The organism is Brevibacterium ravenspurgense, from assembly GCF_001584615.1.
Taxonomy (GTDB): Bacteria; Actinomycetota; Actinomycetes; order Actinomycetales; family Brevibacteriaceae; genus Brevibacterium; species Brevibacterium ravenspurgense.
Genome location: NZ_LQQC01000012.1, coordinates 171060 through 191977 on the forward strand (window position 1 = coordinate 171060; position 20918 = coordinate 191977).

The following is a 20918-nucleotide window of genomic DNA, read 5'->3' on the forward strand; positions in this document are numbered from 1 at the left end:
AAAAGGGTCGCTTCCGGGGTACAGTGCAGCGTGCACTATGCGCAGCCGCTGTTACAAAGGAGTCCGCAGTGAAGAACTACGAAGCGATTAGCCGCTTCCTTGCCCACGAACGTTCCGGCAAGCCGCTGTTCGGCCTTATGGGTGATGCCAACCTCGCGTATCTGGGTCATTTCATTGAGCAGACCGACGGTCGCTACATCGGCATGTCAATCGAAGACGCTGTCGTTTTGGCAGCTGACGGCTACGCCCGCTTCTCGGGCGAAGTCGGCATGGCGACTGTCACCTTCGGTCCCGCAATCACCAACGCCATCACCGCACTGACCGAAGCTGCGCGCGCCCGCACACCGCTGGTGCTGCTGACCGGCGACACCCCGGACGTCAATGAGCACTACCAGCGCATCGACATCGCGGCAGTCGCAGCTTTGACAGGTGCCGCCTATGAGCGCTCCTATTCCGGCGCAGATGCCGTGAAGACGATCCACAAGGCCGTTATGCGGGCTCGCGCTCGCCAGCAGCCGGTGATCGTCAACATCCCCTACGCGCAGATGAACGACGAAGTCGACCTGCCCGAACTGCCCGACCTCAGCCAGCCCGCATCGGTGCTCGGCGCGGACTCCGACCGGGTCGAGGACGCTCTGGGCTACCTCATGTCGGCTCGGCGTCCACTGGTCCTGGCCGGACGAGGTGTCATTTCGGCAGGTGCGCGCGATTCTGTTCTGCGCTTCGCCCGCATGATCGGCGCTCCCGTCATGACCTCTCTCATTGCAAAGGACCTGTTCCGCGGCGAACCGGAAAACCTCGGCATCCACGGCACCCTGTCCAACGAAGTCGGCGTTGAATACATGGGTGACGCCGACGTCGTCATCGCCTTCGGGGCGTCACTGAACAACTGGCAGACCGACCACTACCACCTGATGGAAGGCAAGAAGATCATCCAGGTGGACAGCTGCGCCGAAGCGCTCGGCAAATACGGTCCCGTCGACGTCGCCATCCAGGCGGATGTTGCGGCAGCGGTCGACGCTCTTGCCGGAACCCTGCTGGAAGCCGACCCGGACGCGGACAGTCGCCCGGCACCCAAGTACGTTGCGGCACTTGAGGACCGCCCCCAGCGGGAGGCACTCGATGACTACCGCTCCACCTCGCGCGAAGACCACATTGACGTGCGTGACGCGGCAATGCGGATCAGCACGGCCATCAGCCACGACGGCCAGAAGCAGATCAACCAGGTGTCCGACATCGGCATGTACTTCCCGTCGGTCGTCCAGCACATGGTTGTCGACCCTGGCAAGTGGGACTTCGCCGGCTACTTCGGTGCGATCGGTCTGGCCATCCCCCTGGGTGTCGGTGCGGCCTACGCGGATTCGTCGCGCCCGACGGTCGTGTGGGTCGGCGACGGCGCGGCAATGCACTCGCTCATGGAAGTCTCCACCGCGGTGCGCGACGGCCTGCCGCTGGTGGTCGTCGTGCTCAACGACTCCTGCTACGGTGCCGAGTTCTACAAGCTGGAGAACTTCGGTTCCAAGGGCGAAACCTCGTTCGTCGAATGGCCGTCCTTTGCCGCCATGGCCCGAGGAATGGGCGCTGCCGGGCACACCGTGAGCTCCCTGGATGAACTCGATTCGGTGCTGGGAGAACTCGGCGAAATCACCGCGCCGACCGTCATCGAAGTGGTCACCGATCCGCTGGAGCGCTTCCGTCCCAAGCCCCGTTCGTAAGGTGCATCACTTGCCGCTAAAGTGAGCTGTGCAACACCACAGTGAGGAGATAGCTATGGAAATTCAGGGAGTATCCGCCCTCGTCACCGGCGGCGTGTCCGGTCTTGGCCGCGCGACAACCGAGCGTCTGCTCGCGGCCGGTGCCAACGTCGTCATGATCGATCTCAACGAAGAAGCCGGTGCGAAGGCCGCAGAAGAACTCGGCGAACGCGCCCACTTCGTCAAGGCCGACGTGCAGAACGAAGAGCAGGTTCAGGCCGCTGTCGACAAGGCAGTTGAGCTCGGCCCCCTGCGCATCGTCGTCAACTGCGCCGGTGTGGCGACACCCGGCAAGCTCGTTTCGCGCCGTGGCCCGCTGGAACTCGAGACCTTCAGCAAGGTCGTCGGCATCAACCTGGTCGGCACCGTCAACGTGGCACGTCTGGCAGCTGCGGCAATGCAGCAGGGCGAACCGGACGGCGAAGAGCGCGGCGTCATCATCAACACCGCTTCGGTCGCAGCTTTTGACGGCCAGATCGGCCAGATTGCGTACTCGGCCTCCAAGGGCGGTGTGGCTGCCGTGACCCTGCCGATGGCCCGTGAACTCGCCGAATCGCTCATCCGCGTGGTCACCATCGCACCGGGCATCTTCGAAACCCCGATGATGGCCGGCCTGCCGCAGGAAGCTCAGGACTCGCTCGGCAAGATGGTTCCGCACCCGGCGCGCCTGGGCAAGCCCGCCGAATACGCCCAGCTGGTCGAATCGATCGTGCGCAACCCCATGCTCAACGGCGACACCATCCGTCTGGACGGCGCCATCCGCATGCAGCCGAAATGATCCGCCTGAGCTGAGGTCACCTCAGCTGTGACCGGTCGAGGTGCCGTCCCCGTTTTGGGGAGCGGCACCTCGTCTGTTTTTGGGGCGGGCGTTCTTGTGGGCGGCTGCGCTCCCGTAAGCCGGATTCCGAGGCTCAGCGCAAGCCGGCTCGTTCGGCCAGCACCTGGGCCGTCACCGAACGCGAATCCGGGCGCAGACCCTGCTGAGCGACCGCCGCCGGCGTGCCGGTGGCCAGAATCTGGCCGCCCTCGTCTCCGGCTCCCGGGCCGATGTCGATGACGTGGTCGGCCTGCGCGACCACCCGGAGGTCGTGCTCGATGACGACCACCGTCGCGCCGTCGTCGACCAGGCGACGCAGCTGGGTGAGCAGAAGGTCCACATCCGCCGGATGCAGGCCCGTCGTCGGTTCGTCCAGGAGGTACAGGCTGTGCTTGCGGCTGGAGCCGCGCTGCATTTCGGAGGCCAGCTTGATGCGCTGCGCCTCGCCACCCGAAAGCTCCGGGGAGCCCTGTCCAAGGCGCAGGTAGCCCAGGCCGAGTGCGTGCAGGAATTCGACAGAGCGCAGAATCCTCGGCTCCTCGGCGAAGACCTTCAGCGCCTCGTCCACGGTCAGCGTCAAGACATCTGCGATGCTGCGGCCGTTCCACTGCAGTTGAAGGATCTCCGGCTTATAGCGCTTGCCGTGGCAGGCAGGGCAGGTCGTGTACGTGCCGGGCAGGAACACCAGCTCAACCTCGATGCTGCCGGCGCCATCACACTCCGGGCATCGGCCCTTCTTCGTGTTGTAGGAAAAGTCCGACACCGACATGCCCCGCCGCTTGGCCTCCGGGGTGCCAGCAAAGAGCCTGCGAACGTGATCGAACAGGCCCGTGTAGGTCGCGACGGTGGAACGCACCGTGCGCCCAATCGGCTTCTGGGTGATGTGAACCAGCCGGCGAATCTTTTCGACCCCCGCTGCGCTGTCCACTCGGAAATCTCGGGAGTCGTCGGAACCTGCGGAGTTCTCAGCATCTGGGTCCTCGTCCGAGGCCTCTTCGGCGCCGACTACCTGCTTGGCCGAACGGGACGCCACGTCGGCCAGCACCCCGATGACCAGGGTCGATTTTCCGGAACCGGATACTCCCGTGACCGCGGTGAGCGCCCCCAGCGGGAAGTCAACGTCGGCGCCGTCGAAGGCGCGCGCGTGCACGCCGGTCAGGCTGATGGATTCACCGGTGCCGGCCGGAGTGTCCGTCAGCTTGGGGAAGTCCTCGTTCAGGGCGGCGGCAGTGGGTGAGTCCAGCCGCTCGGCATTGGCGCGGAACTGGTTTGTAGGGCCGGAGAACACCAGCTGGCCGCCGCGCTCACCGGCGCGAGGGCCGATATCCACGACCCAATCGCATCCGGACACCAGGGACATATCGTGCTCCACCAGCAGCACCGAATTGCCCGCGTCGATGAAACGCTGCAGCAGCTCGGAGACCGCGTTGCGCTCCACGGCGTGCAGGCCGGCCGAAGGCTCATCCAGCACATAGACCGTGCCGAACAGGCTCGAGTTCAACTGGGAGGCCAGCCGCAGGCGCTGGTGTTCGCCCGCAGACAAGCTCCGTGCTGGGCGGGAGAGGCTCAGGTGTCCCAGTCCCAGTTCGATCGCCGCGCGCACCGTGGGCAGCACCTGATCCAGCAGCAGCTCTTCGGCCTCGTCGTGTTCGTTCCACTGCTGCTTCGCGATCCCCGCCAGCTGCTTGACGCGGTTCTCAAGCACAGCCAACACGTCCTTCAACGCCAAGTCGTTGAACTCGTCGATGGCGTAACCGGCATAGGTCACCTGCAGGGTATCCGGCTGGAAACCGCGGCCCCGGCAGGTTGGGCACGTCGATGAATGCATGAAGGAGAGCACCCGGCGGCGGGTCTTATCCGACTCCGTTTCCGCCAGGGAATCGGTGAGGTAGGTGGCAACCGAGCGCCATTTGCCTCTGTACGACCCCTGCATGGCGTTTTCGTCCCGCACCGGGTGGACGGTGACCACCGGCTGTTCGTCCGTGAACAGAATCCAGTCGCGGTCCTCTTGCGGAATATCTCGCCACGGGATGTCGAGCGGGTAGCCGAGGGTGCCCAGGATGTCCCGGAAGTTCTTGCCCAACCACGCACCTGGCCACGCGGCGATCGCGCCGTCCCAGATGGACAGGCTGGGGTCCGGCACCATCGACTCTTCCGTCGGCCGGTGCACGGTGCGGGTTCCTTGGCATTCGGGGCACATGCCGGCGGTGGTGTTGGGGGAGAAGGCGTCGGAGTCGAGCCTGCCGTATTCCAGCCGTTCGCGCATGCCGTCCGGGTAGTTGCCGGAGCGGGAAAACAGCAGCCGAATGCTGTTTGAGATATTCGAGATCGTGCCCACGGAAGAGCGTGCCCCTCCCAGGGTGGTGGACTGCTGAAGTGCCACCGTCGGCGGCAGACCCGTGACTGAGCCGACGCGCGGGTTGACCGCGCCGCCGATGAGGCGGCGTGCGAAGGGCGAGACAGACTCCAGGTAGCGCCGCTGCGCCTCGCCGTGGATGGTGCCGAAGGCCAGGTTGGACTTGCCTGAGCCCGACACCCCGGTGATCGCCACGAGGGTATCCCGGGGCAGGTCGACGTCGACGTGTTTCAGGTTGTGAAGGTGCGCATCGCGCACCCGGATCATTGGATCGTGACCCGCCCGCGCCGCAGCGTGCGGAGCCGAGGGCTCGGACGTGGAGTGAGTCATGCTGGCTACTCTACCCAGCAGACTGCGCCTGCTGCGCCTGCTGCGGCGGCTGCGACTGCTGCGTCTGCTTTGCCTGTTTGGCCTGCTGGGCCTGGCGGCGCAGCACGAGCCCGCGGACGGAACCCATGGCAATGAGTGTGAGGGTGAGGGCAACCGAGCCGAACACGGTTGTCCACGAAATATTCGGGTGTGCGGGGCTGTGGGTCAGCTGGTAGACGAGTGCTGACATGAGTGACGCGCAGACTGCCGGCACTGTCCAGTAGAGCGACAGTCTTGCCGACAGTGAGATGAGAACAATGGCACCGGCGGGGGCTGCCAGGATTGACACCATCCACACTGACAGGATCACCAGGCTGGCCACGAGCGCGGACGGTGGGCCGACATAGCCGTATTCGACTTCCATGGGATCGTGGTGAATGGCCGACGGCAGCAGTGCCAGGGCGAGCACGCCCAGAGCGATGTCAACCCCGAATGCCACCGTGCCGATCGAATCACCGAACGGCGGCGGTGGCGCAATGAAGCCGAGCGCTTCGAGCACGTGGTACATGCCGAACATGGTCACACCGGCGCTCGCGGCTAAGAAGAAGAGAATCTGCGTGCGAGTTTTGGAGCGCACCGGGGAATGCTGATTCATGCGGTTTACTGTAGAGCGGAAAGTAGGGAAAACCCTCAGTGTCCTTCTGGCTTCCACCATAGGCATAGGAGTGTGGGCCCGCGAGGATTGAAGCATGAAATCTCAGACACGCAACGGCAGCTGGATCAACCCAGCCGGACATCCGGGGCTGATAGGCACAGTGAACCTGCTGGCCTCCGGTTTTGTCTGGTGGACGATCTCCTGCCTGTCCATCTTCCTGTTCTTCAGTGGGCTGTCGGCACTGCCGGTAGCCGGCACCGGTCTCATCTTCCTGGTGGCGTGGTTCTACTTTCAGTGGGGCATCAACACTGTGGAGCGCAACCGTGCTGAATCGATTTACAGTCTGGGCTACCCCAAACCGCAGATGCCGCAGCGTGAACCCGGTTTCACGGAATGGGTCAAGTGGTTGGGCCGAGCCGTCACCTCGGCTGTTTTCTGGCGCGGCACCGCCCATCATTTCCTCAAGTCGTTTACGGGTGCTGTCCTGGGCGGGCTGTCGTTTCTGGCACTCGCCTTTGCCATCGTCTTCTTCGGCATCGCCGTGTCGGACACCATCAGCCAGGAGGTTGTTTTCGACAACGTCGACAGGCCGCTGCGCTTTGTCCTCGCTGTGGTTCTGACTGTCTTCACGGTGGTCATCCTGTGGTACTCGGCAATGCTTGACCGGGCGATCGACAAGCTGCTCTTGGCACCGTCGAAAGCGGACACTCTGACAGAAGAAGTCACAGCCCTCGATGATGCCCGGCAGGGAGCGGTCGGTGCCGCAGAAACTGAGCGCGCCCGCCTCGAACGCGATCTCCATGACGGTGTGCAGCCCATGCTGGTGGCCCAGTCGATGAAGATCGGCATGGCGAAGGCGAAACTCGAAACCGATCCCGAAGGTGCCCGCACTCTCATTGCGGAAGCGCACGAAGATTCGAAGCAGGCGGTTGCGGAACTGCGCCGTCTGGTGCGCGGCCTGCAGCCGGCCGTGCTGGGCGACCGCGGCCTTGATGCGGCCCTGTCCGGCCTGGCAGCCCAGTCGGTCGTCCCGGTGGACCTCACCGTGAACCTGCCGGGGCGCGTCGACCGCGACATCGAATCTGTTGCCTACTTCGTTGTGGCCGAAGCCCTCACCAACATCAACAAGCACGCGCACGCCACCCGCGCGCCTGTGCGGGTCGGCATGACCGCCGACCTTTCCCGACTGCAGATCGAGGTTTCTGACAACGGACGAGGAGGAGCTCACCTCCCGGTGCACGGAAACTCGGGTCTCGCGGGACTGCGGGACCGGGTGCGGGCTGTGCGCGGCAGCTGGGAATTCTCATCGCCTGAAGATGGACCAACCGAACTGAAAGTCGAGGTGCCATGCGCATTCTGATTGCCGAAGACTCCGTCCTCCTGCGGGAAGGCCTGGTGCGCCTGCTGACGGATGCCGGCCACAACATCGTCCACACAGCGGGTGATGCGACTGATCTGCTCAGCGCGATCAGCGTTCACGAACCTGACCTCGCGATCGTCGATGTGCGGATGCCGCCGACGTTCACGGATGAGGGCATCCGGGCGGCTGTGCTCATCCGAGCACAGAACCCAGAAGTCGGGGTACTGGTCCTGTCCCAGTACGTCGAAGAGCGCTACGCATCAGACCTCATTGCCGACAATTCCGGCGGTTTCGGCTACCTGCTGAAAGACCGCGTGGCAGACGTCAGCGACTTCCTGGAAGCAGTCGACAAGGTCGCCTCCGGCGGCACTGTTCTGGACCCGGAAGTCGTCAGCCAGATCATGGTGCGGTCCCGCCGGGACACGGGAATTGACCAGCTTTCGGCCCGGGAACGCGAAGTTCTCGCACTCATGGCCGAAGGCAAGTCGAACTCAGCCATCGCATCCGCTCTGTTCTTAAGCGCCGGAGCAGTCGAAAAGCACATTTCGTCGGTGTTCACTAAGCTCGGCCTGTCAGCCGGAGCCGACGACAACCGCCGCATCCTCGCGGTCCTGAAGTTTCTAGGAGCATGACATGACCAACCAGCCCATGCCGACACCTCGTAATTTCAACCAGCCCAACCAACCCGCCCAGCAGCCTGCTCAGCCAGTACAGCCGGGGCAGCACCCCGGCCAGCCCGCACCCGCGCGGAAGTCATCGCGCATCGGGTGGAAGATCGCGATCGTCATCGCGGCGGTGCTCGCCCTCATCGTGCCGCTCGGCGTGCTTGCGGTGACGATGGTGGCCTCGGCCAGCTACGAGCACAGAACACAGAACGGCGCGATTCCCGAAGACATCGACCGGCTCGAAATCAACACGAACCTCGCCGAGGTGACCGTCGTGGACTCCGCGGAGATCGGTGACCGGGACATGCCGCCGGAATCGCAGGTCACCGGATGGTTTGACGCCCGCTACCGACAGCACAAGGACGACAGCGAAAGCGCAAGCCCCGTCAAGGTGCAGAAGAGCGGATCGACAGCGGTCGTGGACATCAAACCTCAGAACAAACGCGGAGCCGAGGTGACCATCGGCCTGCCGAAGGACCTCGCCGAAAAGCTGGCAATCGACCTGAATCTCAGCCGTGGTGCGCTCTACGTCGACGGCAAGTACAAAGACATTGCCGCCTCGATACGCGGCGGTGCCGTAGAAGTCGAAGGTGAAGCCGAAAAGCTGGCGGTTGACATCAAGGGCGGCGAAGCCGACGTCGACGGAGTCTTCGACGACGCGAGCTTCAAAGTTCAGGGCGGTGAAGTCGGTGCGGAGTATCTCGACGCGAAGAAGAAGGTGTCCGTCAACGTCACCGCGGGAAGCGCTGACCTGCAGCTGGGACCGAATTCGCAGCCTGCCGACGGCGTCGACCTCAGGGTTGCAGCCGGTTCGGCCAGCCTGCTGGTGCCGGACCCGAAGGGTATGGAGAACGCACGTGACTACGTCATCGTCGATGACGGGATGGCCAACCTGGGCGACACGACGATCAGCATAGAAGCTAAGCGAGTGGCTGACATGTCAGAAGTCGGTGAGGACGTACCGCTGCGCATCAACGCCGGTGCGGGTGACCTTGAAATCGGCTACTGGGATGCCGGTGGAGACTACTCCGACGAGGACGACCTCGACGAATAAAGCACGGTTCCGGTTCGGGAGGGTTCCAGTCGACAGCCTTGACTATCTCCGTTGGTGGGCGAATAGTTAAAAGCCCACCAACGAGAGGCTTCACCGATGTCAGGTCATGACAAAAACCGTGTCAGCATCGCTCGTGAGGAAGACCCGATCCCCAAGGGAGTGCGCGGACACAAGCGGCAGGCGCTGAAGCGCAGCATCAAAAGCCGCCACATGTTCATGATTGCGCTCGCCGGGGTCATCGGCACGGGCCTGTTTCTGGGTACGGGGGATGTCATCAACCGTGCCGGTCCCGGTGGGACGATCGCCGCGTATGTTGTCGGCGGTTTCCTCCTGTGGCTGACCATGTCGTGTCTGGGTGAAACATCGTCGGTGATGCCGGCCTCCGGGTCTTTTCAGGCGCACGCGACAAAGCTCTTAGGGCCCGGGACGGGATTCACGATCGGCTGGATCTACTGGCTGTCATGGGCAAGCTTCATCGGGCTGGAGTTCTTGGCGGCCGGCATTGTCATGAAGTTCTGGTTCCCCGATGTTCCGACGGCGGTGTGGTCCGGTGTGTTCATCGTCGTGCTGTTCGTAATCAACCTGTTCAGCGTTCGCGGTTTCGCTGAGGTTGAATCCGGTTTGGCGTTCGTCAAGGTGGCGGCGGTTGCCGCGTTCATTGTGATCGGCGGCCTGGTGCTTGTCGGTGTGCTCGGCATGGACGGTGAGACGCGGCCCAGGTGGGACAACTTCTACGCTGACGGCGGTTTCTTCCCCACGGGGATCGGTGCGGTTCTAGCCGCAATGATGACGGTCATCTACACGTTCATGGGTTCGGAAGTCATGGGTGTTGCAGCTGGCGAGGCGGAAAACCCCGCCAAAGCGGTCCCCAAGGCGGTGCGGACGATCGTGTTCCGTCTGGTGTTCCTGTACTTGGGCGCTGTTGTCATCCTCATTGCGCTCATCCCGTGGCGTCAGGCGGGACTTTCTGAAAGTCCGTTCGTCACGGTGTTCGAAGCGATCGGCATTCCCTTTGCCGCGGACATCATGAACTTTGTCGTGTTGGTGTCGATCCTGTCGGTGGGCAACACCGGTCTGTACATGTGTTCACGCATCCTGTGGTCACTTGGCCACGACGGGCACGCTCCGAAGTTCTTCACCCGCACGCTCAAGAACGGTTCGCCCTATGGTGGGCTGATCTTCACGATGGTGTTCGGGCTGCTGTCGCTGCTGTCGAGCTTCGTTGCAGAGGACACGCTTTTCGTGTTCCTCATGTCGGTCTCCGGCATCGGCGGTGCGCTGTCGTGGATCACGATTGCGCTCACCCAGTACTCGTTCCGCATCAAGTTCGTGAAGTCCGGTGGGGACGTCAAGCAGCTTCCTTACCGGGTGCCGCTTTTCCCAGCGGTGCCGATCCTCGTGGTGCTGCTCAATCTGGCTGTGTTCGTCGGCATGGCGCTCGATCCCACCCAGAGGCTGTCGCTTGTCATCGGCTTGGGCGTGGTGCCGGTCTGCTATGGCGTGTACTGGCTGTTCATCCGTCCGCGCGAGAAGCACTTGCCGTCAGCCGAAATGGAAGTCCGGCTGCCAGCTGAAAAGGTGTAACGGCTGCTGGCCGGGAGCCCGGGAGGTTCCGGTACCTGCCGAGGTGCCGGTGGTTGCCGAGGTGCCGGTGGCTGCCGAGGTGCCCTCCACCTCGTCAGTGGTGCTCCGGTTGGACTGCTGGCCAGATAGTCGTGTCAGTGCCAGCCGATAGGGTGAAAACATCAGCCGCAAGGTCCGCCAGCCCAAGGAGTGTCCGCATGACGGAGTACGTTGTTCTTCTCGATGAAGACGGCAAGCCCATTGGTGAGGCTGACAAGGCTGTTGTGCACACTGCTGACACCCCGCTGCACTTGGCGTTTTCGTGTTTTCTGTACAACGACTTGGGCCAGGTGCTTATGACTCGACGGGCACTGGGCAAGGCCACGTGGCCCGGTGTGTGGACCAATTCCTTCTGCGGGCATCCCGCACCGGGGGAATCGTTCACAGCAGCCATTGAAAGGCGCGCTGCGCAGGAACTGGGCACCAAGGTCGTTGAGATCACCGAAATCCTGCCGGACTTTAGGTATCGGGCGATTGACGCATCGGGTGTTGTCGAAAACGAAATCTGCCCCGTGTTTTCGGCGAAGATCGACGGCGAGCTTCTGCCGGTGACTGACGAAGTCATGGATTTTGCATGGATTGATCCTGATGCGCTGACAGATGTTCTGCGCCAGGCGCCGTTTGCCTTCAGCCCGTGGGTGGTTGAGGAATGGGCGCAGCTGCGTGGCTGAGATTCTCAATTCGGTTCGGGTTCGCCAGCATTCTGGTCCGCTCGATCCGCTGGGGTCATTTGCTGTTCCCCATCCGGAAGGCAGGGGAGTGGGCCAGGCACCGTTTTTGTCCCGCGGTTCGCTTCTGAACTGGCGGTTCAGGCGGCACGATTTTGAAGCCCACGGCACCGAGGTCATTCAGCCGGTGCGCATTGTGCAGCATGATGAGCGCGGTCTGGTTGTGTGGCTTGCCGGCGGTACTCCGACGGTCGACAGCCGTTTTGCCGGCCGCGAGGACGTCAATCTGCACGACCTGGGCTACGCCGAGCGTTTTTCACCTTCGGCCACTGACCGTGTCAGCTATCGGCGGCACTGGCACGGCACGGGTGTGCTGCGGATTGTGCCTGCGGGCATGCCGTTTTCGGTGTGGCTGTTCTGGGCAGGAACGGGCGAGTTCCGCAGCTGGTACATCAATCTGGAGCACCCGCACACCCTTGCAGGGGATTCCCTTTTCACTGCGGATCACGTGCTCGACATCCTGGTGCGGCCGGACGGGACGGTGGAAGAAAAAGACCGCGACGAACTGGAGGCCGCCGTCCGCTTCGGTCAATGGGATGACGGCATTGCCGCGGCGATCGAAGCCGAAAAGCGCCTGGCTCTTGACCAGATGCGCTCCGGTCACTGGGCTTTTGACAGGGATTGGACGCTGTTCCAGCCCGACCCCTCGTGGGCCCTGCCGCCCGCCCCGAAGCTGTAAACGCGCAGCTGTAAACGGCACTGGGCGCTGATGCTGTCGCCGTCTGCTGTCCCTCCACTCTGTAAACCGCGTTGTCAGCGCTTGTCGCTGGGCTGGTTTTGCCCGTTTGTTGGCGCAGATTTGCGCTTTAGTGCAGTTTCACGCGTTGTTGCGGCGCATTTACGCGTGAGTCTGCATTACTGCGTGAGTCTGATGTGGCTTGGGTGGTGCTGGGTTTGGTGGGCGAGGTGGAGCTGGGCTGCGCGTGTTTTCTGTGGGTTGCTCGTTGGCTGGAGTGGTGTGCTGGGTTGGCGCGTTGTGCCTGTTCTTCCCACGCTGTCGCCCGTTTGTTGGCGCAGATTTGCGCTTTAATGCAGAGTCACGCGTTGTTGCGGCGCATTTACGCGTGAGTCTGCATTACTGCGTGAGTCTGGGGTTGGTTGGGTGGAGCTGGGGTTAGCGGGCGAGGTGGGGCTGGGCTTCGGACGGTTTCTGTGGGCTGTCGGCGGCTGGAGTGGTGTGCTGGGTTGGCGCGTTGTGCCTGTTCTTCCCACGCTGTCGCCCGTTTGTTGGCGCAGATTTGCGCTTTAATGCAGTTTCACGCGTTGTTGTAGCGCATTAACGCGTAAATCTGCATTAGCGCGTGAGTCTGGGGTGGTTTGGGTGGTGCCGTGTATGGCGGGCGAGGTGGAGCTGGGCTTCGGACGGTTTCTGCGGTTTGTCGGCGGCTGGAGTGGTGTGCTGGGTTGGCGCCGTTGTGCCTGTTCTTCCCACGCTGAGGTTACCCTCGTTTAGTGGACACCCTATTAGTGCGGATCTTGTGTCCGTAGGAGAGGATGTTCATTGTGAGTCAACAGCGCAAGAAGTACACGCCGGAGTATCGGCGTGAAGCCGCGAACCTGGTAATAGAGTCGCGGCGTCCGATTGCTCATGTGGCTAAGGAGATTGGTGTGTCCGCCGGGCTTTTAGGCCGGTGGGTCAAACTCGAGCGTGAGCGCCGAGGAGCATCAGATGGGATGAGCGAGGCTGATCTTCGTGCTGAGAATGCTCGTCTTCGTCGGGAGCTGGCTGAAGCCAAGATGGATAACGAGTTTTTGTCAAAAGCGACAGCCTTCTTCGCTGCGAAGCAACGCGAGCAGAAAAGTTCGAATTGATGCAGCAGGAGAAGGCGAACTACAGCATCAAGCGCATGGCACGGCTTTTAAAAGTGTCTCGGTCTGGATACTACAAATGGGCCCATACGCAGCAGAAGCGACTATCGGGCGAAGATGATCGTGCAGCATTTTACGATGATGTTGACCGCAAGATTCACCGGATTTGGAAAGACTCCGATGAGGTTTATGGTGCGCCGCGGATCACCGCAGAACTTGCCGAGCGCTACCACATTGCGCTTAACCGTAAGACTGTGGCTAAACGGATGTGCATGATGGGGATTGAGGGGATTTCACCGCGGGCCTTTGTCCCGGTGACAACGATTCAAGCTAAGCGTAAGTCCACGCTTCCTGACCTGGTCAAGCGCATGTTTGATACTGGTGAGCTCAACCGGGTGTGGATGTCAGATATTACCTACTTGCGCACCGGTGAAGGCTGGTTGTACTTGTGCGCGGTCCGCGATGGCCATTCCCGCCGGGTGCTGGGCTGGGCTATGGATAGCGTTCAAGATACTTCCCTGGTCGAGCGGGCCCTGCGGATGGCGCACACGTTGCGTGGTGACGTTCCTGATGGGCTGGTGTTTCACGCTGACCGCGGAGCTCAATTCACTAGCGAGCAGCTCTGGGAGGTTTGCCGCAGCCTGGGCATTGCTCAGTCCGTGGGGCGTACTGGTGTGTGCTTTGATAACGCGATGGCTGAGTCGTTCTGGTCGACGCTTAAAACCGAGTTCTACGACCGTAAGCGCTGGACGACCCGTGATGCTGCACGCAAGGCCGTTGCCTACTGGATTGAAGTCGTCTACAACCGTCGACGCCGACATTCCGCACTCGGTATGGTCAGCCCCGTCGACTTTGAGAACCAAATTGGTCTAATCACTAGTAGAAAAGAAATAGCTGCCTAACCACTAGGTAGCTCCACTACGTGTCCACGATTTGCGGGTAACCCCACTCGGAGCTTCGGTTACTCATGAGGTTCGCATGGCGGAATTGTTAACATAGGCTTGACCTCGTGAGCGAGTGCCGGTTCTGCTCGGCTTGGGGCAGCGACCGGCAGCTCGCGCCGCGCGAGTCTGTGGCGTATGAGGGCGCGGATCGCGGTGCATGATCCACAGTTGAAATAGAGAAAAGAGAGTGAAACGTATGACGAAGCGCGTGAGTGTGATTGTTGGGAGCCTGCGTCGTGGCTCCTTTGCCCGTAAGATTGCGCACAACCTGATTCCGATGTTCCCTGAGGGGTACGAGGCGAAGATCGTGGAGATCCGCGACCTGCCGCTGTACGATTTCGACTACGACGACCCAGAGGTCACCGACAAGCCGGTGCCGGCGGAGTACACGGAGTTCCGCGAGACGATTAAGGCCTCTGACGGGGTGCTGTTTGTGACCCCGGAGAACAACCGCACCATCCCGGCGTGCCTGAAAAACGCGGTGGATATTGGGTCGAAACCCAACGCCGACGTTGCGTGGAAGGGACTCCCGGCGGGAATTGTGAGCCACTCTGTTGGACGCATGGGCGGGTACTCGTCGCAGAAGAACCTGCGCCTTGCGCTTTCCTACTTCGACATGCCAACGCTTGGCCAGCCCGAGGTGTTCCTGTCGCAGTCGCCTGAGCTTTTCGGTGACGGGGATAAGATCACCCGCGAGTCAACCGTTGAGTTCCTGCAGAAATACATTGACCGCTTCGCTGAGCTGATCGAAAAAACCAGCCGCGATTAGTTTTCGCGGGCGCGTAACCCAAAGGCGAGGGGGAAACCGAACACGTTTCGGTTTCCCCCTCGTTTGTTGTGTGGCAGTTTTGTGTCGCCGCGGCCGCGCGGTGGCGCAGGCGCTAGCTGTCTGCGCCCCCTGCGTCAGTTGCCGCCTCGGCCCGCAACGCCTCGACAAGCGCATCGTGTGCGTCCCAGATTTCGCGCGGCATATCGGGCAGCTCGCGCAGGTGCTCAGCGCGGTGATCGGTTTCCTGCAGCCAGCGTTCAACGTCAACCCGCAGCAGTTTGTCGAGATCCGCCGCGTCGATTTCGAGACCGGTAAAGTCGAGCTCTTCAACAAGCGGGAGCACGCCGATCGGGGTTTTGCGTCCCTTGACTTTGCCGTCGCGGTACTGTGTGAGCCAGTTCAGCGCGCGCAGGTTCTCGCGGAAGCCCGGCCACAGGTAACGACCGGTTTCGGGTTCGCGCTGGAACCAGTTGACGTGGGCAAACATCGGCATCTCTTTCAGCTGCCCGAGCACTTTAAGCCAGTGTTCGGCGTAGCGACCCTCGGAGTACGAGAAGAACGGACGCATCGACATCGGGTCGTAACGCAGCTGCCCGTCAAGCCCGTCCGCTGCGAAAGTCGCCTCGGCGCCGAGTGTCAGCCCGTCGTAGACGCCATCAACAAGGTTGTCGATTGCGCGGATCAGCGGTTCACGATCGCGGGTGCGGCCACCGAAGATAATCGCGTCAACGACCACGCCCTCGGGTTTGGAGACGTCTTCGGCGAGGTTCGGGATGCGCTCCAGCGGAATAGTGAAGCGGCTGTTCGGGTGCGCCCACGGTTCGTTTTGCTGCTCGGCGGTGCGGTCGGTGATTTTCGCGCCGGTCCAGTCGAGCCACCCTGCCGGGTCGGCCGGGGGTTCGGGGGTGAGACCCTCCCACCACACCTCGCCGGTGACTTCGTTGTAGGCGGTGTTGGTGAAGATCGTGCCCGATCCCTCAGCGATTGCCGCCATCGCGGTGGGGTTGGAACCCTCGTTGGTGTCTTTTGCGACACCGAAGGCACCGTTTTCGGGGTTGATGGCACGGAGTTTCCCTTCGTCGTCAACCCACATCCAGGCGATGTCGTCGCCGTAAAAATCAACGCGGTAGCGGTCGCCGAGTCCGTTTGGCGGCAGCGTCATCGCGAGGTTGGTTTTCCCTGACGCGCTCGGGAAGCCGCCGCACACGTGCGTGGTGACGCCGGTTTCACGGTCGTGGATCCCAAGCAGCAGGAACTGCTCCGCGAGGAACTTCCCTGAGGCGTAACCGTCGTAGGACGCCTGGCGCAGACCGTGGGCGATTTTACCAAGCAGCGCGTTGCCGCCGTACGCGGAGCCGAAGTGCAAAATGGTGCGCTCGTCTGCGACGGTCACAAACATCCGCTCGTCGGCGTCGGTGCCCTGCTGCAGCGCGGTCAGGTCACCGGTGACGTGCACACCGCGCACGAAGAAGTCCTGGTCGCTGACACCGTCGAAGTGCTCAATTCCGACGCGGGCCATGCGGATCATCTGCAGCACCACGTTGCGGTCGTCGGTGAGCTCAACTCCGAGCGCGAAGTTCGCAAGCGGGGTGCCGGGAGGGGCCATCAGGTACGGCACCACGTACATGGTTTTACCCGCCGAAGCGCCGCGCATGCGGCTCGTCAGCAGCGGTTTGACCTCGCTTGAGTGGCGCCAGTTGTTGTAGCGCCCGCGATCCGCCTCGTCAGCCGTGGCGACAAAGGTGCGCTCTTCGGTGCGGGCGGTGTCTTTCGGGTGTGACCGTGAGTAGTAGCGACCTTTGCCTGCGCGGAGCATTTCGCCGGCGGCGATGGCCTCTTCGAGCAGCCTGGCGTCATCCGCTGCTGAGACGAGCTCGATCTTTTCAGGATTGGTGATCTCTGCCCACTCGCTCACAAAAGCGCGAACGCTTTCCACGTGAATCTCTGGAGGAACTTGAAATTGCTTGGATGCGGTCACCAGGCGCCCTCATTCATTCTTTAGTTTCCGGGTCTCACTTGTGCTCTCTACCGTAGTACGTCGAGTCTGACAGCACCATAAGTATCCCCTTTGAGTCTTGGGTTCGGTATGACGTCGTCTGTACTTCGGCGTGTCGTAGTTTTGTGAGATTATTCGTGCTAAACACTATATGTGGTGCCCCGCAATGTGGGTCAGGACTAGATGTAGGGGTGGGATTGCTGAGGCGCAAATGCTGAGAGGAGAACATGCTGATGAGTGAACGCAGGGAAGGCCGAACACGAAGCGTCGCGGAGGTGCGAGTGCTCGAGGGGCAAGATTCACCTGACCTGGTGTTTTTCTCGAGCGTTTCGGAGAACACCCTCCGCTTCGTCGAGAAGCTCGAGCGCCCGGCGGTGCGGATCCCACTCCGACCGCGCACAGAGGGAATGATCCGAGTGACCAGGCCCTACGTGCTCGTGGTTCCGACCTACGGCGGCGGAGCGCAGGCCGGGGCGGTGCCGCGGCAGGTGATTACGTTCCTGAACGATCCTGCAAACCGCGCGCTGATCCGCGGCGTGATTACCGCGGGGAACACCAACTTCGGTGAGCACTACTGCATCGCAGGACCGATCATCTCAGCCAAGTGCAAAGTTCCTGAGCTGTACCGCTTTGAACTTCTTGGCACCAACCGCGACGTTGCTCGAGTCAAGGCTGGTTTAGACGAATTTTGGGCACGACAGAACACATTAGAAGCAGAAGCAAATGAGGAGGACGTCGCATGACGATCGCCACACCATCAGAAACAACCACCCCCAACACTGCACGGGTTGGCGGGGTCGGCGAGCGGAAGGACTACCACGCGCTCAACGCCCAGCTGAACCTGTTTGCGGCGGACGGGTCGATCCAGTTTGACAAGGATCACGAAGCGGCGGAGGCCTACCTGAACCAGCAGGTCATCCCGAACACGAAGCAGTTCGCTTCGGTGTGGGAACGCCTGGAGTGGCTGATCGAAAACGAGTACTACGAAGCCGAATACCTGCGCGCCTACGACAAGGACTTCGTCGAGCGCCTCCACGAACAGGCCGACGCTTTCGGGCACAAGTTCCAGACCTTCCTCGGTGCGTTTAAGTTCTTCACCTCCTACGCGCTGAAAACCTTCGACGGCAGCCTCTTCCTCGAAAACTTCGAGCAGCGAGTTGTTGCCACGGCGCTGTTCCTCGGTCAGGGTGACGAGGAACTGGCTTCGAAGACGGTCACCGAGATCCTCTCGGGCCGTTTCCAGCCGGCAACTCCGACGTTCTTGAACGCGGGTAAGAAACAGCGCGGCGAGCTCGTGTCGTGCTTCCTGCTGCGCGTTGAAGACAATCTCGAATCGATTGGCCGCAGCGTTAACTCTGCGCTGCAGCTGTCCAAGCGCGGCGGCGGTGTGGCGCTGCTGCTGTCAAACCTCCGCGAGGCGGGTGCCCCGATTAAGCAGGTCGAGAACCAGGCTTCCGGTGTTGTTCCCGTGATGAAGATCCTCGAAGACAGCTTCAGCTACGCGAACCAGCTCGGCGCTCGCCAGGGCGCAGGCGCTGCGTACCTGCACGCGCACCACCCCGACATTATGCGGTTCCTCGACACGAAGCGTGAAAACGCTGACGAGAAGATCCGCATTAAGACCCTGTCGGTTGGGGTTGTGATTCCGGATGTGACCTTCGAACTGGCTAAGCAGAACAAAGATATGCACCTGTTTAGCCCCTACGATGTGCTTCGCGAAACCGGTATTCCGCTTTCGGATCAGTCAATCACCGAGCGCTACGACGAGTTCGTCGCGAACCCGCGGATCCGCAAGACCACGATCAGCGCGCGCGAGTTCTTCAAGGCCCTCGCTGAGCTGCAGTTCGAGTCGGGCTACCCGTACGTGCTGTTCGAAGACACTGTGAACCGTGCGAACCCGCTCGAGGGGCGCATCAACATGTCGAACCTGTGCTCGGAGATTCTGCAGGTGAACACCGCCTCTGAGTACGACGCCGCAATCGGGTACGAGACGATCGGTCACGACATTTCGTGCAACCTCGGCTCGCTGAACATTGCGCAGGCAATGGCCAGCCCGGATTTCGGCGCAACCGTTGAGATTGCGGTGCGGGCGCTGACGAGTGTGTCGGATCAGACCGACATTCAGGCGGTGCCGTCAATTGCCGAGGGTAACCGTGCGTCACACGCCATCGGCCTCGGCCAGATGAACCTGCATGGCTACCTCGCTTCGCAGCGCATCCACTACGGCAGCGAAGAGGGAATTGACTTCACCGACGCGTACTTCCGCACGGTGACCTACCACGCGCTGCGCGCTTCGAACCAGCTGGCGATTGACCGCGGTGCGACCTTCGCGGGCTTCGAGAAGAGCGACTACGCTGACGGCAGCTACTTCGACCGTTACACGGCCGAGGAGTGGGTGCCAGAAACCGCGCGGGTGCGTGAGCTCTTCGCCGAGGCTGGAGTTGCGCTGCCGACGGTTGCGGACTGGGAACAGCTGCGCGAGTCGATCCGCGAACACGGTATCTACAACGCGTACCTGCAGGCGGTGCCACCGACCGGGTCGATTAGCTACGTGAACAACTCGACGGCTTCGATCCACCCGATCGCCTCGAAGATTGAGATTCGTAAAGAGGGCAAGCTCGGCCGCGTGTACTACCCGGCTCCGCACATGACAAACGACAACCTCGAGTTCTTCGAAGACGCCTACGAAATCGGCGCCGAGAAGATCATCGACACCTACGCTGCTGCGACCAAGCACGTGGATCAGGGTCTGTCGCTCACGCTGTTCTTTAAAGACGAGGCGACCACTCGCGACATCAACCGCGCGCAGATCTACGCGTGGCGCAAGGGCATCAAGACGCTGTACTACATCCGCCTGCGCCAGCCCGCGCTCGAGGGAACCGAGATCGAAGGCTGCGTTTCCTGCGCGCTGTAGTCGCGTTCGCGCCCGCGTGTGCGCCCGTGCTGGGCCCTGCTCTTTCTGTACTCCGCCCTGCGCGCTCCGCGCACTGACCACCAGACACCACTAGTGAAAGAGCTTTATTGAACTATGACTGATCCGTTGAACACCGACCGCCCGCTGCAAGAGATCTCGGTCACCCCGCCGTCGTACCGCCACGACCCGACAGCCCGGTTGCGCCCCATTAACTGGAACCGCGTCACCGACGACAAAGACCTCGAGGTGTGGAACCGTCTGACCGCGAACTTCTGGCTGCCAGAGAAGGTGCCGCTGTCAAACGACATCCCCGCGTGGCAGAAAATGACCCAGGAAGAGCGCACCCTCACGATGCGCGTCTTCACCGGTCTGACCATGCTCGACACCGTGCAGGCAACTGTCGGTGAGATCGTGCAGATCCAAGACTCCCGCACCGAACACGAAGAGGCCGTCTACACCAACATTGCGTTCATGCAGTCGGTGCACGCCCGCTCGTACTCCTCGGTGTTCTCAACGCTGACGAGCACCCCGGAAATCGACGACGCCTACCGCTGGGCAGTTGCCAACGATCTGCTGCAGGAACGCTGCAAGAAGGTGCTGCACCACTACTACGGCGATGATCCGCTCAAGCGTAAAGTGTCTTCGACGCTGCTGTCGTCGCTGCTGCTGTACGCAGGGTTCTACCTGCCGCTGCACTTCTCGGTGCACGCGACGCTGACGAACACCGCAGACATGATCCGCCTGATTCTGCGTGACAAGGCAGTGCATGGTTACTACTCGGGTTACAAGTACCAGCGCGGACTCGAGACGCAGAGCAAAGAGCGTCAGGAAGAGATGCGCAAGTTCACCTTCGACCTGCTGGAAGAGCTCTACGAGCTTGAGCTGCAGTACTCGGGTGAGCTGTACGAGCCGCTCGGCCTGATGGACGACGTTGCCGTGTTCGTGCGTTACAACGCGAACAAGGCGCTGATGAACCTCGGTTACCCGTCGCGGTTTACCGCTGAAGAGACCGAAGTGAACCCTGAGATTCTCGCGGCGCTGTCACCTGGCAGCAACGAAAACCACGACTTCTTCAGTGGATCAGGATCGAGCTACATCATCGGTAAGGGCGAAGACACCACCGACGACGACTGGGACTTCTAGGCTCAAGGGCTTAACGGCTCGA

At 61.8% G+C, this 20918-nt stretch carries 16 protein-coding genes; 13 read left to right on the top strand and 3 right to left on the bottom strand.

All coding sequences use genetic code 11. The annotated features are described in order from the left end of the window. Positions 1-68 precede the first annotated feature (68 nt). Together Bravens_RS09405 and Bravens_RS09410 are read left to right on the top strand one after the other, a co-directional pair. Entirely contained in the window at positions 69-1715 is a 1647-nt protein-coding gene (locus tag Bravens_RS09405) for a thiamine pyrophosphate-binding protein (protein WP_062022802.1), read from the top strand. A gap of 55 nt (positions 1716-1770) precedes the next feature. Then, complete coding sequence (locus Bravens_RS09410) at positions 1771-2532, top strand: SDR family NAD(P)-dependent oxidoreductase (protein ID WP_019174350.1); 762 nt, start codon at positions 1771-1773, stop codon at positions 2530-2532. 133 nt (positions 2533-2665) lie between these two features. Here the strand turns inward: Bravens_RS09410 and Bravens_RS09415 are convergent, their stop codons facing one another. Together Bravens_RS09415 and Bravens_RS09420 are read right to left on the bottom strand one after the other, a co-directional pair. Then, the gene (locus Bravens_RS09415; RefSeq protein ID WP_082791121.1) at positions 2666-5257 is read right to left on the bottom strand and encodes an excinuclease ABC subunit UvrA; all 2592 of its coding nucleotides are present in this window, start codon (positions 5255-5257) and stop codon (positions 2666-2668) included. Between the two features lie 10 nt (positions 5258-5267). Beyond that, positions 5268-5891 (bottom strand): hypothetical protein, encoded by a 624-nt coding sequence (locus tag Bravens_RS09420; RefSeq protein ID WP_244878152.1) that lies wholly within the window; start codon positions 5889-5891, stop codon positions 5268-5270. Between the two features lie 94 nt (positions 5892-5985). Between Bravens_RS09420 and Bravens_RS09425 the strand changes: the two genes are divergently transcribed. The 8 genes from Bravens_RS09425 to Bravens_RS09465 all read left to right on the top strand — a co-directional run bounded on the left by Bravens_RS09425 (position 5986) and on the right by Bravens_RS09465 (position 14843). Beyond that, the gene (locus Bravens_RS09425; protein ID WP_062022807.1) at positions 5986-7251 is read left to right on the top strand and encodes a sensor histidine kinase; all 1266 of its coding nucleotides are present in this window, start codon (positions 5986-5988) and stop codon (positions 7249-7251) included. After that, complete coding sequence (locus Bravens_RS09430) at positions 7239-7883, top strand: response regulator transcription factor (protein ID WP_062022810.1); 645 nt, start codon at positions 7239-7241, stop codon at positions 7881-7883. Before Bravens_RS09425 ends, Bravens_RS09430 begins: the two co-directional genes overlap by 13 nt. Before the next feature lies 1 nt (position 7884). Then, complete coding sequence (locus Bravens_RS09435) at positions 7885-8970, top strand: DUF4097 family beta strand repeat-containing protein (RefSeq protein WP_062022812.1); 1086 nt, start codon at positions 7885-7887, stop codon at positions 8968-8970. A 96-nt stretch (positions 8971-9066) separates the two neighbouring features. Next, positions 9067-10554, top strand: a complete 1488-nt coding sequence (locus tag Bravens_RS09440) for an amino acid permease (protein ID WP_082791123.1) — start codon at positions 9067-9069, stop codon at positions 10552-10554. Between the two features lie 197 nt (positions 10555-10751). Then, complete coding sequence (idi, locus tag Bravens_RS09445; RefSeq protein WP_019174357.1) at positions 10752-11264, top strand: isopentenyl-diphosphate Delta-isomerase; 513 nt, start codon at positions 10752-10754, stop codon at positions 11262-11264. Then, positions 11257-12000, top strand: coding sequence for a ribonuclease FAU-1 family protein (locus tag Bravens_RS09450; RefSeq protein WP_244878153.1), 744 nt, complete (start codon positions 11257-11259; stop codon positions 11998-12000). The genes idi and Bravens_RS09450 overlap by 8 nt, the downstream gene beginning before the upstream one ends. 815 nt (positions 12001-12815) lie before the next feature. After that, a protein-coding gene (locus tag Bravens_RS09460) for an IS3 family transposase (protein WP_141737908.1) occupies positions 12816-14032 on the top strand; the annotation gives its coding sequence in 2 pieces (ribosomal slippage) (positions 12816-13077 and positions 13077-14032; 1218 coding nt in all). Between the two features lie 238 nt (positions 14033-14270). After that, the gene (locus Bravens_RS09465; RefSeq protein ID WP_019174205.1) at positions 14271-14843 is read left to right on the top strand and encodes an NADPH-dependent FMN reductase; all 573 of its coding nucleotides are present in this window, start codon (positions 14271-14273) and stop codon (positions 14841-14843) included. Between the two features lie 112 nt (positions 14844-14955). Here Bravens_RS09465 and Bravens_RS09470 read toward each other — a convergent pair whose 3' ends face one another. After that, a complete protein-coding gene (locus tag Bravens_RS09470) occupies positions 14956-16821 on the bottom strand; it encodes a phosphoenolpyruvate carboxykinase (GTP) (RefSeq protein WP_082791124.1) in 1866 nt (621 codons plus the stop codon). A 245-nt stretch (positions 16822-17066) separates the two neighbouring features. Here Bravens_RS09470 and nrdI point away from each other — a divergent pair, with 245 nt between their 5' ends. The 3 genes from nrdI (at position 17067) to nrdF (ending at position 20896) form a co-directional block, all read left to right on the top strand. Beyond that, positions 17067-17582: a class Ib ribonucleoside-diphosphate reductase assembly flavoprotein NrdI gene (nrdI, locus tag Bravens_RS09475; protein WP_019174207.1), complete on the top strand. Its 516-nt coding sequence runs from the start codon at positions 17067-17069 to the stop codon at positions 17580-17582. Beyond that, on the top strand, positions 17579-19753 hold the full coding sequence (nrdE, locus tag Bravens_RS09480) for a class 1b ribonucleoside-diphosphate reductase subunit alpha (protein WP_062022816.1): 2175 nt from the start codon (positions 17579-17581) through the stop codon (positions 19751-19753). The genes nrdI and nrdE overlap by 4 nt, the downstream gene beginning before the upstream one ends. 114 nt (positions 19754-19867) lie before the next feature. After that, complete coding sequence (nrdF, locus tag Bravens_RS09485; RefSeq protein WP_082784698.1) at positions 19868-20896, top strand: class 1b ribonucleoside-diphosphate reductase subunit beta; 1029 nt, start codon at positions 19868-19870, stop codon at positions 20894-20896. The last annotated feature ends 22 nt before the right edge of the window (positions 20897-20918 follow it).